The 15,319-nt window shown below is 72.9% G+C and carries 12 protein-coding genes; 11 read left to right on the forward strand and 1 reads right to left on the reverse strand.

The genetic code is table 11. From position 1 onward, the window contains the following. The first annotated feature begins 146 nt into the window (after positions 1-146). Positions 147-1,376, forward strand: coding sequence for a cell wall metabolism sensor histidine kinase WalK (locus KVS67_RS09195; RefSeq protein ID WP_002858070.1), 1,230 nt, complete (start codon positions 147-149; stop codon positions 1,374-1,376). Continuing rightward, positions 1,373-2,053 carry a response regulator transcription factor gene (locus KVS67_RS09200; protein ID WP_041104721.1) on the forward strand — a complete coding sequence of 227 codons (681 nt, stop codon included), beginning with the start codon at positions 1,373-1,375 and terminating at the stop codon, positions 2,051-2,053. The genes KVS67_RS09195 and KVS67_RS09200 overlap by 4 nt, the downstream gene beginning before the upstream one ends. A 91-nt stretch (positions 2,054-2,144) precedes the next feature. Here the strand turns inward: KVS67_RS09200 and KVS67_RS09205 are convergent, their stop codons facing one another. Further along, a complete protein-coding gene (locus KVS67_RS09205; RefSeq protein WP_063189354.1) occupies positions 2,145-2,696 on the reverse strand; it encodes a hypothetical protein in 552 nt (183 codons plus the stop codon). A 201-nt stretch (positions 2,697-2,897) separates the two neighbouring features. On the opposite strand from KVS67_RS09205, the gene KVS67_RS09210 reads away from it, so the two are divergent. The 9 genes from KVS67_RS09210 to glgB all read left to right on the forward strand — a co-directional run bounded on the left by KVS67_RS09210 (position 2,898) and on the right by glgB (position 15,093). After that, the gene (locus KVS67_RS09210) at positions 2,898-3,380 is read left to right on the forward strand and encodes a CarD family transcriptional regulator (RefSeq protein WP_002858073.1); all 483 of its coding nucleotides are present in this window, start codon (positions 2,898-2,900) and stop codon (positions 3,378-3,380) included. A gap of 126 nt (positions 3,381-3,506) precedes the next feature. Beyond that, a complete protein-coding gene (ispF, locus tag KVS67_RS09215; RefSeq protein ID WP_063189356.1) occupies positions 3,507-4,805 on the forward strand; it encodes a 2-C-methyl-D-erythritol 2,4-cyclodiphosphate synthase in 1,299 nt (432 codons plus the stop codon). A gap of 73 nt (positions 4,806-4,878) precedes the next feature. Continuing rightward, complete coding sequence (gene cysS, locus KVS67_RS09220) at positions 4,879-6,336, forward strand: cysteine--tRNA ligase (RefSeq protein ID WP_063189358.1); 1,458 nt, start codon at positions 4,879-4,881, stop codon at positions 6,334-6,336. 74 nt (positions 6,337-6,410) lie between these two features. Beyond that, complete coding sequence (gene rlmB, locus KVS67_RS09225; RefSeq protein ID WP_036317879.1) at positions 6,411-7,400, forward strand: 23S rRNA (guanosine(2251)-2'-O)-methyltransferase RlmB; 990 nt, start codon at positions 6,411-6,413, stop codon at positions 7,398-7,400. Between the two features lie 232 nt (positions 7,401-7,632). Beyond that, complete coding sequence (locus tag KVS67_RS09230) at positions 7,633-8,616, forward strand: ABC transporter substrate-binding protein (protein WP_063189360.1); 984 nt, start codon at positions 7,633-7,635, stop codon at positions 8,614-8,616. A 130-nt stretch (positions 8,617-8,746) separates the two neighbouring features. Next, positions 8,747-9,736 (forward strand): ABC transporter permease, encoded by a 990-nt coding sequence (locus KVS67_RS09235; RefSeq protein WP_036341456.1) that lies wholly within the window; start codon positions 8,747-8,749, stop codon positions 9,734-9,736. Further along, positions 9,729-10,520, forward strand: a complete 792-nt coding sequence (locus KVS67_RS09240; RefSeq protein ID WP_063189362.1) for an ABC transporter ATP-binding protein — start codon at positions 9,729-9,731, stop codon at positions 10,518-10,520. Before KVS67_RS09235 ends, KVS67_RS09240 begins: the two co-directional genes overlap by 8 nt. 102 nt (positions 10,521-10,622) lie before the next feature. Then, a complete protein-coding gene (locus KVS67_RS09245; protein WP_063189364.1) occupies positions 10,623-12,722 on the forward strand; it encodes an alpha-1,4-glucan--maltose-1-phosphate maltosyltransferase in 2,100 nt (699 codons plus the stop codon). After that, positions 12,694-15,093 (forward strand): 1,4-alpha-glucan branching protein GlgB, encoded by a 2,400-nt coding sequence (gene glgB, locus KVS67_RS09250; protein ID WP_230260171.1) that lies wholly within the window; start codon positions 12,694-12,696, stop codon positions 15,091-15,093. The genes KVS67_RS09245 and glgB overlap by 29 nt, the downstream gene beginning before the upstream one ends. Positions 15,094-15,319: the final 226 nt, after the last annotated feature.

Consider the following 15,319-nt stretch of genomic DNA (forward strand, 5'->3'; position numbering starts at 1 on the left):
GACGCCCGTGCGCCGCCGACCCCGAGTCCGCGGGGCAGCGGCCCATCCTGCCAGGGCAAGATGAACGGCCCATGAACGCCGATCGTCCGGCGTCTGGCGGGGCCGGGGCAGCCCGTCTCCGGGCCGCCAGAGGCTAGTCTGGTGCCGTGGATCCCGTCATCATCGGCCTGCTGTGCGGAGCGGTCGGACTGTTCACCGGAGTGGCCTCCATGCTGGCCTTCCGGGCGTCCGAGCGCTCGCGGACGGTAGACCTGACGGTCGGCGAACCCACCCTGGCGCCGGGCGCCGCCGAGGTCCTCTCCGTGGTCGGCCGCGCGTACGCGGTGGTGGACGACGTCGACGGTGTGGTGCGGGCGAACCCCGCGGCCTACGCCCTGGGCCTCGTGCGGGGGCACTCGCTCGTCCAGGACCAGCTGCGGGAGCTCACGCGGACCGTGCGGGCCGACGGCGTCATCGTCGAGCGCCGCATGGAGCTGCCCCGAGGACCCCTCGGGCAGTCGAGCCTCGTCGTCGAGCTGCGCGTGGCCCCGCTGGACGAGGAGTACATCCTGATCCTGGCCGACGACCGCACGGACGTGACCCGCACCGAGGCCATGCGCCACGACTTCGTCGTCAACGTCTCGCACGAGCTCAAGACGCCGGTGGGTGCCATCTCCCTGCTCTCCGAGGCCATCGGCGACGCCGCGGAGGACGAGGAGGCGGTGCGTCGCTTCGCCGCACGGCTGGGCGTCGAGTCCCGCCGGCTCACGGCCCTCGTGCAGGACATCATCGAGTTCTCCCGGCTGCAGGCCAAGGACGTGGTCCAGGACGGGGGGCCCGTGGACCTCAACGCCGTCGTCGCCGATGCCGTGGACCGCCTGCGCCTGACCGCCGAGGACCGCGGCATCGCGCTGCGCGTGGGCGGCCGCGTGGACGCGGTGGTGCACGGGGACCAGGACCAGCTGATGACCGCGGTGCGCAACCTGGTGGACAACGCGGTGCGCTACTCCCCGGAGGGCACCACGGTGGGCATCGGCCTGAGCTCCGTGGACGGGCTCGCGCAGGTCACCGTCACGGACCAGGGCATCGGCATCAGCCCGGAGGAGCAGGAGCGGGTCTTCGAACGCTTCTACCGCGTGGACGCGGCGCGGTCGCGCCAGACGGGCGGCACGGGCCTGGGGCTGAGCATCGTCAAGCACGTCGTCATCAACCACGGAGGGGAGGTCACCCTCTGGTCCCAGCCGGGCCGCGGGTCGACCTTCACCATCCGCCTGCCCGAGTGGGGGGACGGTGTCGCCGTCGACGGCGCGCCGGGCGCCGCCCACGTCACCGAGCGGCGCGGTCACCGGGTGACCGCCTCGGCCGCACACCCGACCCGGAAGGAGACGAGCGCATGAGCCGCATTCTGATCGTGGAGGACGAGGAGTCGTTCAGCGACCCCCTGTCCTACCTCCTGGAGAAGGAGGGGTTCGAGGTCACCGTCGCCGCCGACGGCAACGAGGCGCTGAGCGTCTTCGAGCGCGACAGCGCGGACCTGATCCTCCTGGACCTGATGCTCCCGGGGATGTCCGGCACCGAGGTGTGTCGTCAGGTGCGCCAGCGCTCCAACGTCCCCGTGATCATGCTGACCGCGAAGGACTCGGAGATCGACAAGGTCGTCGGCCTCGAGCTCGGGGCGGACGACTACGTGACCAAGCCGTACTCCTCGCGTGAGCTGGTGGCCCGCGTCCGCGCCGTGCTGCGCCGTCAGGGGGACCAGGAGGAGCCGATGTCGGCGACCATCAGCGCCGGCCCCGTGCGCATGGACGTCGAGCGGCACGTCGTCTCCGTGGACGGCGAGCAGGTGTCCCTGCCGCTCAAGGAGTTCGAGCTGCTGGAGATGCTGTTGCGCAACGCCGGGCGCGTGCTCACCCGCGGCCAGCTGATCGACCGCGTGTGGGGCTCCGACTACGTGGGGGACACCAAGACCCTCGACGTGCACGTGAAGCGCCTGCGCTCCAAGATCGAGCCCGATCCCTCGAGCCCCCGCTACCTCGTCACGGTGCGCGGCCTGGGCTACAAGTTCGAGGCCTGACCGGCGCGCTGCACCCGGGACGACGACGGCCCCGGCTCCACCTCGCGGTGGGGCCGGGGCCGTGGCGTGCCGGGCGCAGGCCCGGCGGAGGTCAGTGCTCCTCGCCGTAGTGGTGGGTCTCCTCGTGGAGGTGCCCGACGAGATCCTCCTCCGAGGGCTCGACTCCCTCGGGGAGCAGGTCACGGTACTGCTCCTGGGTGGCGCTCAGCAGCGGGACGGCCAGGTCGGCGGTGCCGCCGTTGCCGGAGACGGTCACGGGCAGGTTCTCGCCGACCCACACGCCCTCGCGCTCCAGGACGGTTGTGTTCGCCTCGTCCTCGAGCTTGCGGCTCTCGCCGGCGGGGACCTTCAGGGGCGCGGAGCCGCCGCCCTCGGCCTGGAAGGTGTAGGTCTGATCCTGGCCGGAGGTGTTCTCCACGGTGCCGATCAGGCGGGCGGGGCCCGACTCGCCGTCGCCGACGAGGGCGAGGTTGCGGTAGCTCAGGAAGTCCTGCTCCTGGCCGTTGATGCCGTCCGAGGGGGAGTACTGGATGGCGGTGGCGATCGGGCTCACGGCGGAGCAGCCGGTGGCGCCCAGCAGGGCGACCGCGGCCAGCGCACCTGCGGCGAGGTGGCGCCGGGCGGGCCGGGATGCGTTCTTCACAGAGGTCTCCTCAGGTGCGATGACGTGCTCAGGAGCCCCGAGGCAGGGGCCCTGCCAGGTCAGGCTACCGCATCCCGGGACGCCGGCAGGCCTGTGGTGCGGGGTCGTCCACTATCACATCCGGAGGCCGAAGATGTGACGGCACGCGCGGCACGACGAGGCCGCATGATAGAATGAGACGACTGAAAGGGGCACAACAACATGGTTTTTGAGGTCGGAGAGACCGTCGTCTACCCCCACCACGGTGCTGCGCGGATCGAGGAGATCAAGATGCGCACCATCAAGGGGGAGGAGAAGATGTACCTCAAGCTCAAGGTGGCCCAGGGAGACCTGACCATCGAGGTCCCTGCGGAGAACGTCGACCTCGTCGGCGTGCGTGACGTCGTGGATGCGGAGGGGCTCGAGCACGTCATGGAGGTCCTGCGCGCCGAGCACGTGGAGGAGCCGACCAACTGGTCCCGCCGCTACAAGGCCAACCTGGAGAAGCTCGCCAGCGGCGACGTCAACAAGGTGGCCGAGGTCGTCCGCGACCTGTGGCGCCGCGACCAGGACCGCGGCCTGTCCGCCGGCGAGAAGCGCATGCTCTCGAAGGCCCGCCAGGTGCTCGTGTCCGAGCTGGCGCTGGCCAAGAAGGTCACCGAGGAGGAGGCCGAGGGCCGCCTGGACAAGGTGCTCGAGGGCTGACGAGCAGCACACGACAGGGGAGGGGCCCGCGTCCACGACGCGGGCCCCTCCCCTGTCTCGTCCCCGGCCGTCGCCGCCATGGGGGTCCCGGGCCACGGACCCCGGCGCGCTCCCTAGGATGAGGCCATGCCCACCGCCCTCGTGATCGCCGCCGCCGGCGCCGGCACCCGCCTCGGCGCCGGGCTGCCCAAGGCCCTCGCCCCCCTTGCGGACGGCCGCACCCTCCTGCACCACTGCCTGGAGTCCGTCGCCGCCGCGCGCGCCGCCGGGCTCGCCCTCGACGCCGTCGTGGTGCTCACCCCGCCGGCGGGGGCCGACGCCGGCCGCGTGGCCGCCGAGGTCGACGCCGGCCCGCACCTGGACGTGCCCGTGCACTGCGTGCCGGGCGGCGCCGAGCGCGCGGACTCGGTCCGCGCCGGACTCACCGCGGCCTCCCGCGCTCTGGCCGACCTCGCCCCGGCGGGGGCGCCCCGCCGCGTCCTCGTCCACGACGCCGCCCGCGCGCTGACCCCGCCGAGCGTGTTCGGGGCCGTCACGGCGGCGCTCGAGACCGGCGCGGTCGCCGCGGTCCCGGGCCTGCCGCTGACGGACACCGTCAAGCAGGTCACCCCCGGACGGGGCGGCGTCGACGTCGTCGCGGGCACACCGGCCCGCGCCGGACTGCGCGCGATCCAGACGCCGCAGGGCTTCGATCTGGACACCCTGCTGGCGGCCCACGAGGCCGTGCGCACGGACCCCACGCTCGACGCCGCGGCGCTCACCGACGACGCGATGGTCATGGAGGCTGCGGGGCATGAGGTGGTGGTGGTGCCCGGCGACCCGGCCGCGTTCAAGGTCACCGCCCCCGCCGACCTCGACCTCGCCCGCCTCGAACTCGCCCGCCGCGCCCCCCAGGAGGAGACTCCCATGGACCAGCCCGCCCGCCCCGCCGCGGCCGCCCCCCTGCCGCGCGTGGGGATCGGCACCGACGTGCACGCGTGGGCACCCGAGGATGCCCCCCGGCCCCTGTGGCTCGGCGGCATCCGCTGGCCCGGCGAGCGTGGCGTGGCCGCGACCTCGGACGGGGACGTGGCCGCCCACGCGGCGTGCAACGCCCTGCTCTCCGCCGCCGGCCTCGGCGACCTCGGGGCCGTGTTCGGCGTCGACCGGCCGGAGATGGCGGACGCCTCCGGCGCGGACATGCTCCGCGAGGTGCTGCGCCTGCTGACGGAGGCGGGCGTCGCCGTCGGGAACGTGGCGGTCCAGGTGGTCGCACCCCGGCCCAAGGTGGGCACGCGCCGCGCGGAGATGGAGGCCGCCCTCTCCGCCGCCCTCGGCGGGGCCCCCGTGTCCGTCTCCGCCGCCACCACGGACCGGCTGGGGTTCATCGGGCGCAGGGAGGGGCTGGTCGGGATCGCGACCGCGCTCGTCGTCCCTGCGGCCTGAGCCCGCGCCGGCGCACCGACTAGGCTGGCAGAGCCCCGTCAGGACCCCGCCCCTCCGGAAGGACCGCGCCCCCATGGCCCAGCGCTTCTACGACACCCGCACCGCGCAGATCCGGGACTTCGAGCCCCTCGTGCCCGGCGAGGCGTCGGTGTACTACTGCGGGGCCACGGTGCAGGGCATGCCGCACGTGGGCCACGTGCGCAGCGCGATCGTGTTCGACATCCTCATCCGCTGGCTCGAGGCCACCGGGCTGCGCGTCACCTCGGTGCGGAACGTGACGGACATCGACGACAAGATCCTCGACCGCTCGGCAGACTCCCACGAGGCCGACTTCGAGGCGTCGGACCTCTACCCGGCCCGCGAGCCGTGGTGGGCCCTGGCCTACCGGTTCGAGAAGGCGTTCGACGCCGCCTACCTCGCCCTCGGCGTCCGCCGTCCCACCTACGAGCCGCGCGCCACCGGCCACGTGCCCGAGATGTTCGCGCTCATCGAGCGCCTGATGGAGCGCGGCCACGCCTACCCCGCGCAGGACGGCTCGGGCGACGTCTACTTCGACGTCCGGTCGTGGGAGCGCTACGGCGAGCTCACCCGCCAGCGCGTGGAGGACATGCAGGACGCGCCCGACGCCGACCCGCGCGGCAAGCGCGACCCCCGCGACTTCGCCCTGTGGAAGGGCGCCAAGCCCGGCGAGCCCGCCACCGCCGTGTGGGAGTCGCCCTGGGGCGCCGGCCGCCCCGGATGGCACCTGGAGTGCTCGGCCATGTCCACGAAGTACCTCGGCGCAGAGTTCGACATCCACGGCGGCGGCCTGGACCTGCGGTTCCCGCACCACGAGAACGAGCTGGCCCAGTCGGCGGCCGCCGGGGACGGCTTCGCCCGCTTCTGGCTGCACAACGGGCTCGTCACCTACGGCGGCGAGAAGATGTCCAAGTCCGTGGGCAACACGATCTCCCCCGAGGAGATGCTCGGCATGGCCCGCCCGACGGCGGTGCGCTACTTCCTGGGGCAGGCCCACTACCGCTCCCAGCTCGACTACCGGCCCGGCGCCCTCGACGAGGCCGAGGCCGCCGTCGAGCGCATCGAGGGCTTCACGGCCCGCGCCCGCGCCGCCGGTGCCGTCCCGCCCGCCCCCGACGGGGCGCTCGCGGACCGCGTGCCCGCCGCCTTCCGCGCCGCCATGGAGGACGACCTCAACGTGCCCCAGGCGCTCGCGGCCCTGCACGAGGCCGTGCGCGCCGGCAACTCGGCGCTGGCCGGGCAGGACCTCGACGCCGCGGCCGCCCGCCTGGCCGAGGTGGAGGCCATGACCGCGGTGCTGGGCCTGGACGACGTGCCCGAGGGCGACGACGCCGCGGCCGGCCCGGTGTCGGACACCCTCGACTCGCTCGTCCGCTCGCAGATCGAGGCGCGGGCGCAGGCCCGCGCGGACAAGGACTGGGCCACCGCGGACCGCATCCGCGACGCGCTGGCCGCGGCCGGCGTCGTGGTGGAGGACGGCGCCGACGGCGCCACATGGCGCCTGGCGGACTGACACCTAGACTGGAGGGCGATCCGGCGGCGCCCCGCGTGCCGCCGCCCCCGTCCCCGGCACGCAGGAGTCCCGCCATGTCCACCGCACCCCGCTCCGGCGGATCCCGCAAGCCCAAGGGCAAGAAGGGCCCCATGAAGGGCACCGGCGGCCACGGTCGCAAGGCGCTCGAGGGCCGCGGACCCACCCCCAAGGCCGAGGACCGGGTCTACCACAAGGCACACCGCGCCAAGCAGCTGGCCGAGCGCTCGGCCGCCAAGCGCGGTCCCGTGAAGGACCAGGTCCGCGGCCGCGTGAAGCTCACGGATGAGACGGTCTCCGGTCGCAATCCCGTGCTCGAGGCGCTGCGCGCGGGCATCCCGGCCAAGGCGCTGCACGTGGCCGTGCGCATCGAGATGGACGACCGCGTCAAGGAGGCCCTGCGCCTCTGCCTCGAGCAGGGCGTGCCGGTCCTGGAGAACACCAAGCCGGAGCTGGACCGCCTCTCCGGCGAGGCCGTGCACCAGGGCATCGTGCTGCAGATCCCGCCCTATGAGTACGCGGACGCCACGGCCCTGGCCCTCGACGCGCTCGCGAAGCACGAGAAGGGGCACCTGCGGACCCCGCCGCTGCTGATCGCGCTCGACGGCATCACCGACCCCCGCAACCTCGGCGCCATCATCCGGGCCGGCTCCGCGTTCGACGCGGACGGCGTGATCGTGCCCGAGCGCCGCTCCGTCGGCGTGACCGCCACCGCCTGGCGCACCTCGGCCGGCGCGGCCGCGCGGGTGCCCGTGGCCCAGGCCGGCAACCTGAACACCACCCTCGTCGACCTGCACAGGGCCGGCTACTTCGTGCTGGGCCTCGACGGCGGCGGGGACGTCTCACTGCCCGGGCTCGCCCTGGCCACGGAGCCGCTCGTGCTCGTGGTGGGGGCCGAGGGCAAGGGTCTGTCCCGCATGGTGCGGGAGCACTGTCAGCAGATCGTGTCCATCCCGATCGACTCGACGATGGAGTCCCTCAACGCCTCGATGGCGGTGGGCATCTCCCTGTACGAGATCTCGGTGCAACGCGCCGGCGGGCGCTGACCTCCACGGCGCCCCGCCCGGGATGACGGCCGGGCGGGGACGCGGGTGTCGTGCACGGCGCCGACGGGGGCAGAGTGTCCATGGTGACGCCGATCACATGGCAGGATGTCGCGTGGATACGCACACGTCTTGCATGTGATGAGTATCACCGCGCACAGTGTCTGCACTGTGTCCGACGGGCCCCCGTCGGCGAGCGCATCCCGCACCGCACCATCAGAACGAGGTCCGTCTCATGAAGCACCGCTCCCTCCCCCTCACCGCCGCCCTCGCTGTCGCCGCCCTCGGGCTCACGGCGTGCGGCGACTCCGGCTCCGGCGGCGACGGCTCCTACACCGTGGGCATCAACCAGCTCGTCTCCCACCCGGCGCTCGACGGTGCGGCCGAGGGCTTCAAGGAGGCGTTCAAGGACGCCGGTCTGGACGTGACGTTCGAGGAGCAGAACGCCCAGGGCGAGCAGGCCACCGTCACCTCCATCGCCTCCACCTTCGCCAACGACGGGGACGTGGACCTCGTGGCCGCGATCGCGACCCCCGCCGCACAGGGCACCGCCTCGGCCGTGAAGGACAAGCCGGTCGTGTTCATGGCGGTCACCGATCCCAAGGGCGCTGAGCTCGTGGCCTCGGACGAGGCCCCGGGCGGCAACGTCACCGGTGTCTCGGACCGCAACCCGGTCAAGGAGCAGCTGCAGCTGCTCAAGGACGTGAAGCCGGACGCCACGACCGTCGGCATCGTCTACAACTCCGGCGAGGCCAACTCCAAGGTCCAGGTGGACCAGGCCAAGGAGGCCGGCAAGGAGCTGGGCCTCGAGGTCAAGGAGGCCACCATCACCAACTCGTCCGAGGTCCAGCAGGGCGTGCAGTCCCTGTCCGGGGTGGACGGCATCTACGTGCCCACGGACAACGCCGTCGTCTCGGCGCTGGAGACCGTGGTGGGCTACGGCAAGGAGCAGCGCGTCCCCGTCATCTCGGCGGACATCGACTCCGTCGAGCGCGGCGCCCTGGGCACGTACGGCATCGACTACACGGCGCACGGCAAGCAGGCCGGCGAGATGGCCGTGAAGATCCTCAAGGACGGCGCGAAGCCGGCCGAGCTGCCCGTGGGCTACGCCGACCCGGCCAACCTGCAGCTCGTGCTGAACCCGCAGGCCGCCGAGGCCTACGGCGTCGAGATCCCCGCCGAGCTCACGGACAGGGCCGACCAGCTCGTCGAGGGCTGATCCCGCGCCTGCCCGCCTCCGCGGCGGCCCGGACCACGGGGTCCGAGCCGCCGCGGAGCACGTCGGCGGCCGGCCCATCCCGTCCCGCCGTCGTCCGTCCCCCTCGCACCGCCCGAAAGGCACCCACCCCATGCTGACCGCAGTGGAACTGGGTCTGATCTACGCCGTCGTCGCGCTCGGCGTGTACCTGACCTTCCGCATCCTCGACTTCCCCGACCTCACGGTGGACGGCTCGTTCACCACCGGCGCCGCCACGGCCGCCGTGCTCATCACGGGCGGCACGCCGGTGCCCCTGGCCATGCTCGCCGCCTTCGTGGCGGGCGCGCTCGCGGGCCTCGTCACCGGCCTGCTGCACACCAAGGGCCGGATCGACGGCCTGCTCGCCGGCATCCTCACGATGATCGCGCTCTACTCGATCAACCTGCGGATCATGGGCAAGGCCAACATCCCCCTGCTCGGCCAGGACACCCTGTTCACGTGGCTCGACGACCTGGGACTGGCCCGGAACTGGGGCTCGATCCTCGTGCTCTTCCTCGGTGTGTTCGTGGTGAAGCTGATCCTCGACTGGTTCCTGCACACGGACCTGGGCCTCGCCCTGCAGGCGACCGGTGACAACGAGGAGATGATCCGCTCGTACGGCGTCTCCACGGACCGGATGAAGATCCTCGGCCTGATGATCTCCAACGGCCTCGTGGCCCTCGGCGGTTCCCTGCTGGCCATGTACCAGGGCTTCGCGGACATCTCCATGGGCATCGGCCTCATCCTCGTGGGCCTGGCGTCCGTGATCGTGGGCCAGGCCGTGTTCGGCCAGCGCACGGTCTTCTGGGCGACGCTCGCCGTGATCGTCGGCGCCGTGCTCTACCGCCTGATCATCCAGTTCGCCCTCAACGCGGGCCTGAGCCCGAACGACATGAAGCTGATCTCCGCGGCTCTCGTCGTCGTGGCCCTGCTGCTGCCGCGCTTCGGCTTCGCCAAGCGCCTGAGCCTGCGCACTCGGGGCACGGCCGCGACCCCGGGGCCGGCCGCCGCCGCACCGGCCACCGCCGGCATGCCCCTGACCGGCGAGCCGGGCGGCGCCGCCCCCGCCGCATCCGTCCCCGAGGAGGCCCCCCGTGCTTGAGATCTCGCAGGTCTCCAAGACCTTCTTCCCGAACACCGTCAACGAGCGGCGCGCCCTGCAGGGCATCGACCTGCACCTGGCCGAGGGCGACTTCGTCACCGTGATCGGCTCCAACGGCGCCGGCAAGTCCACGATCCTGAACACGATCGCCGGCAAGCTGCTCCCGGACACCGGCACCGTGGCCGTGGGCGGCAAGGACGTCACCCGCATGCCGGACCACCGCCGCGCGGCCTCGATCGGCCGGGTGTTCCAGGACCCGACGGCGGGCACGGCCCCGAACCTCACGATCGAGGAGAACATGGCCCTGGCCTGGCGACGCGGGCACGCCCGCGGGCTCTCGCGGGGCGTCTCCCGCGCCCGGCGCGCGATGTTCCGCGACGAGCTCACGAAGCTCGAACTCGGCCTGGAGAACCGCCTCACCGCCAAGGTGGGGCTGCTCTCCGGTGGCCAGCGTCAGGCGCTGAGCCTGCTCATGGCCACGTTCTCCGGCCCGAAGATCCTGCTGCTGGACGAGCACACCGCCGCCCTGGACCCGTCCCGGGCGGAGCTGGTGACCCGTCTGACCCGGCAGGTGGTGGCCGAGCACCGGCTCACCACGCTGATGGTCACGCACAACATGTCCCAGGCCCTCGAGGTCGGCAACCGGCTGATCATGATGCACGACGGCCGGATCATCCTCGAGCTGGACGAGCAGGAGAAGGCCGGGCGCACCCCGGTGGACCTGCTGGCCGAGTTCGGCAAGATCAAGGGCGCCGTCGTGGACGACAAGACCATGCTGTCCTGAGCGCTCCGTCCGGCCTCCCCGTCCCCGGCCCGTCCCTCCGCCTCACGGCGGGCGGGCGGGCCGGCCGTTCTCACCGGCGCGGCCGCGGGGTAGCGTCGTGGCGTGAGCACCGTGAAGCCCGACACCCAGAGCGCCAACGCAGCCGATGTCCGCCTCCAGACCGTCACGGGGCGCATCCCGGTGACGGACGTGCAACCCGTGGTGCTGGACGGCCGGTTCCCGGCGAAGGCCGTGGTCGGCGAGGACATCCCCGTCCGCGCGACCGTGTTCCGCGAGGGCCACGACTCCGTGCGCGCCACCGTCCGCCTGCTCGACCCGGCCGGCGCCGAGGTGCAGCGCGTGCAGATGCGTCCGGGCCGGCCCGGCCTGGACGAGGTCGTGGCCACGCTGCGGCCCGCCGAGCCGGGCCTGCACCAGTTCGTGGTCGAGGGCTGGGACGACCCGGTGGGCACGTGGAAGCACGCGGCCACCGTCAAGATCGCCGCCGGCGTCGACGTGGAGCTGATGCTCGCCGAGGGCGCCGCCCTGTTCCGCCGGGCCGCCGAGGACGCGGAGCGCTCGGCCGAGGACCGCGCCGTGTTCGAGGAGGTCGTTCGCGGCCTCGAGGACGAGTCGCTCATCCCGGCCCAGCGCCTGGCCTCCGCCGAGTCGGCGGAGGTGTCCGCCGTCCTCCACGCCCGCCCCGTGCGGGAGCACCTCACGAGCTCCGAGCTCTACCCGCTGGACGTGCAGCGCGAGCTCGCCGGCCGCGGCGCCTGGTACGAGTTCTTCCCCCGCTCCGAGGGCGCCCGCTTCGACGAGGCCTCCGGCACGTGGTCCTCTGGCACCTTCGCGACGGCGGCCGACCGGCTCCCGGCGGTCGCCCGGATGGGCTTCCAGGTGGTCTACCTGCCGCCGATCCACCCGATCGGCACCACGCACCGCAAGGGTCCGAACAACACGCTGACGGCCGGGCCGCAGGACCCGGGCTCGCCGTGGGCGATCGGTGGGCCCGAGGGCGGGCACGACGCCGTGCACCCGGACCTGGGCACCGTCGAGGACTTCGAGGCGTTCGTGGCCGCGGCCGCGGACGAGGGCCTCGAAGTGGCCCTGGACCTGGCCCTGCAGTGCTCCCCGGACCACCCGTGGGTCGCCGCGCACCCGGAGTGGTTCACCACCCGCGTGGACGGCACCATCGCGTATGCGGAGAACCCGCCGAAGAAGTACCAGGACATCTACCCGCTGAACTTCGACAACGACCCGGGCGGCCTCGCCCAGGCGGTGCTGGACGTGGTGCGGGGCTGGGTGGCCCGCGGCGTGCACATCTTCCGCGTGGACAACCCGCACACCAAGCCCCTGTGGTTCTGGGAGTGGCTGATCGCGAAGGTCCGCGCCGAGGAGCCGCGCGTCGTGTTCCTCGCCGAGGCCTTCACCCGTCCCGCGATGATGCACGCCCTGGGCAAGGTCGGGTTCCAGCAGTCCTACGGGTACTTCACCTGGCGGAACACGGCCGAGGAGCTTGCGGAGTACCTCCAGGAGATCTCGCACGAGACGCCGGCGTTCTATCGCCCCAACCTCTTCGTCAACACGCCGGACATCCTCACGGAGTACCTGCAGCACGGCGGCCCGGGCGCGTTCCGGATCCGCGCCGTCGTCGCCGCCACGGCCAGCCCGCTGTGGGGCGTCTACGCCGGGTTCGAGCTGTTCGAGCACGTGGCCCGGCCGGGCGCGGAGGAGTACATCGACAACGAGAAGTACGAGTACCGCCCCCGGGACTGGGAGGGCGCGGAGGCCGCGGGTGCCTCGCTCGCCCCGTACCTCACCCGGCTCAATGAGATCCGCGCGGCGCACCCGGCGCTGGGCGACCTGCAGAACCTGACCCTGCACGCCTCGACGCACCCGGACCTGCTCGTGTTCTCGAAGACGCGCTCGGCCCGGCCCGAGGGTGCGCACCGGGACGCCGAGGCGGTCACCGACGCCGGTCCCGCGGAGGACACCCTGATCGTCGTCGTCACCACGAACCCGCACGACGTCGTCGAGGCGACCCTGGACCTGGACCTCGAGGCGCTGCGTCTGCGCCCCGAGGACCGCGACGCGTCCGGGGCCGTCGAGGTGGAGGACCTGCTCACCGGCCAGCGCTGGCGGTGGGGCCGCACCCCGTACGTCCGCCTGGACCCGAACGTCGAGCCCGCCCATGTCCTGCGGGTCGTCCGGAACGGCTGAGCCGCTCCCGACGCCCGCCGTCCCCAGAACAGGAATCGCCATGACCCCGTCCGCCGCCCCCCGTCCCGCCGTCGCCCCGCTCGCCGTGGACCCGGAGGTGCTGGCCGCCGTCGCGCAGGGCCGGCACCACGATCCGCACACCGTGCTGGGCGCCCACCCGCATCCCGACGGCGCCGCGGTCACCTACCGCGTGCTGCGCCCGCTGGCGCGCACGGTCACGGTGGTCCGCGCCGGCGACGGGCAGCGGGTGGAGCTGACGCACGAGCACGACGGCGTGTTCGCGGGCGTGGCCCCGACGCCCCGTGTGGCCGGGGCCGCCGCGGGCGACTACCGCGTCGAGGTGGCATACGAGACCGAGGACGGCACGACCGGCCCCGTCCAGGAGCAGGACGACGCGTACCGGCACCTGCCCACGCTCGGCGAGCTGGACCTGCACCTGATCGGGGAGGGCCGGCACGAACGGCTGTGGGAGGTGCTCGGCGCCCGCGTGGTCCGCACCTCCGCCGACGAGGCCGTCGGCACGGCCTTCGCGGTCTGGGCGCCGAACGCGCGGGCCGTGCGCGTGGTGGGCGACCACAACGGCTGGGACGGCCGGACCCATGCCATGCGGTCCCTCGGCTCCTCCGGCGTGTGGGAGCTGCTGGTGCCCGGCGTCGGTCACGGCGACCGCTACAAGTTCGAGATCCTCGGCCGGGACGGGCTCTGGCGGCAGAAGGCGGACCCGATGGCCCGCTGGACGGAGGTCCCGCCGGCCACGGCCTCGCGTGTGCTCGAGTCCGACTACGCCTTCGGAGACCGCACCTGGATGGAGCGCCGCCGTCTCACGGACCCGCACGAGCGCCCGCTGAGCATCTACGAGGTGCACCTGGGCTCGTGGCGGCCCGGGCTGGACTACCGCGAGCTGGCCGAGCAGCTCGTGGAGTACGTGCAGTGGCTCGGGTTCACGCACGTGGAGTTCCTGCCGGTCGCGGAGCATCCGTTCGGCGGGTCCTGGGGCTACCAGGTGACCGGCTACTACGCCCCCACCTCCCGGTTCGGCTCCCCGGACGAGTTCAAGCACCTGGTAGACGCGCTCCACCGGGCGGGGATCGGCGTCATCGTGGACTGGGTGCCGGCGCACTTCCCGAAGGACGAGTGGGCGCTCGCGCGCTTCGACGGGACCGCCCTGTACGAGCACCCGGACCCGCGGCGGGGCGAACATCCCGACTGGGGCACCCTCGTGTTCGACTTCGGCCGCACCGAGGTCCGCAACTTCCTCGTGGCCAACGCGCTCTACTGGCTCGGCGAGTTCCACATCGACGGGCTGCGCGTGGACGCCGTCGCCTCGATGCTCTACCTGGACTACTCGCGCGAGGACGGGCAGTGGGAGCCCAACGTGCACGGCGGCAACCACAACCTCGAGGCCATCGACTTCCTGCGCGAGGTCAACGCGACCGTGTACCGCCTGCACCCCGGCGTCCACATGATCGCGGAGGAGTCCACGGCCTTCTCCGGGGTGAGCGCTCCCGTGGACGCGGGCGGTCTCGGCTTCGGCAAGAAGTGGAACATGGGCTGGATGCACGACACCCTGGCCTACCTGTCCCAGGACCCGGTCAACCGCCGGTGGCACCACGAGCAGTGGACGTTCTCCATGGTGTACGCCTACTCGGAGAACTACGTGCTGCCGCTGTCCCACGATGAGGTCGTCCACGGCAAGGGCTCCCTGCTGGGCCGCATCCCGGGCGACCGACGGCAGCAGCTGGCGACCCTGCGCGCCTACTACGGGTACATGTGGGCGCACCCCGGCAAGCAGCTGCTGTTCATGGGCGGGGAGTACGCGCAGCCGAGCGAGTGGTCCGAGGGCGAGGGCCTGGACTGGCCCGTCTCGTGGGATGAGGCGCACCGCGGGGTCCAGCTGACGATCCGGGAGCTCAACGCGCTCTACCGCAGCAAGCCGGCGCTGTGGTCGCTGGACCACAGCCCGGAGGGATTCTCGTGGGTGGACGGCGGCGACGCCGACGGCAACACGCTCGTGTTCCTCCGCATGCCCGCGGCGCAGGTGGTGCCGGAGACACGGATCGACGACGACGGCGCCGCGGTCCCGGCCGCTGAACCGGGCGGCGCCCCGCTGCTGTGCATCACCAACCTCTCGGGGTCGCCGCGTCAGGGGCTGCGCGTGGGGGTGCCGTCCGCGGGGGAGTGGACGGTGGTGCTGGACACCGATGCGACCGACTTCCACGGTGACGGCTGGCGGGAGCAGACCGGCCAGTCCGAGGTGATCGCGGCACACGAGGGCCAGTGGCAGGGCCAGCCGGCCCACGTCACGGTGAACGTGCCGGCGCTGACCACCCTGTGGCTCCAGCCGACCCTGGACACGACGGCCACGCCCTGAGGAGTGGTGCACGTCACGGCCGGGGGTGACGGCGCTGGAGCGTCGAACGGGGCGGGCCAGGCCGAAGGAATCCGCGAGAACAGGCGGAAACCGGCCGCCCACCCTTGACCGCACGCCGGGTGCCGCCCCTGATTTTGTGTTCGGTGGGATTCGTGTGTAGAGTTCCATCTCGTGCTCAAGACGCCGACCGGGTGACCGGGAGGCGGGGTGAAGAACACAGAATCCG

The organism is Micrococcus sp. GbtcB5 (assembly GCF_019091605.1).
GTDB lineage: Bacteria > Actinomycetota > Actinomycetes > Actinomycetales > Micrococcaceae > Micrococcus > Micrococcus luteus.

Coding starts and splice junctions, on each gene's coding strand:
- KVS67_RS09200 (WP_041104721.1), top strand. CDS start 1,373: ATGAGCCGCATTCTGATCGTGGAGGACGAGGAGTCGTTCAGCGACCCC.
- KVS67_RS09210 (WP_002858073.1), top strand. CDS start 2,898: ATGGTTTTTGAGGTCGGAGAGACCGTCGTCTACCCCCACCACGGTGCT.
- ispF (WP_063189356.1), top strand. CDS start 3,507: ATGCCCACCGCCCTCGTGATCGCCGCCGCCGGCGCCGGCACCCGCCTC.
- cysS (WP_063189358.1), top strand. CDS start 4,879: ATGGCCCAGCGCTTCTACGACACCCGCACCGCGCAGATCCGGGACTTC.
- rlmB (WP_036317879.1), top strand. CDS start 6,411: ATGTCCACCGCACCCCGCTCCGGCGGATCCCGCAAGCCCAAGGGCAAG.
- KVS67_RS09230 (WP_063189360.1), top strand. CDS start 7,633: ATGAAGCACCGCTCCCTCCCCCTCACCGCCGCCCTCGCTGTCGCCGCC.
- KVS67_RS09235 (WP_036341456.1), top strand. CDS start 8,747: ATGCTGACCGCAGTGGAACTGGGTCTGATCTACGCCGTCGTCGCGCTC.
- glgB (WP_230260171.1), top strand. CDS start 12,694: ATGTCCTGCGGGTCGTCCGGAACGGCTGAGCCGCTCCCGACGCCCGCC.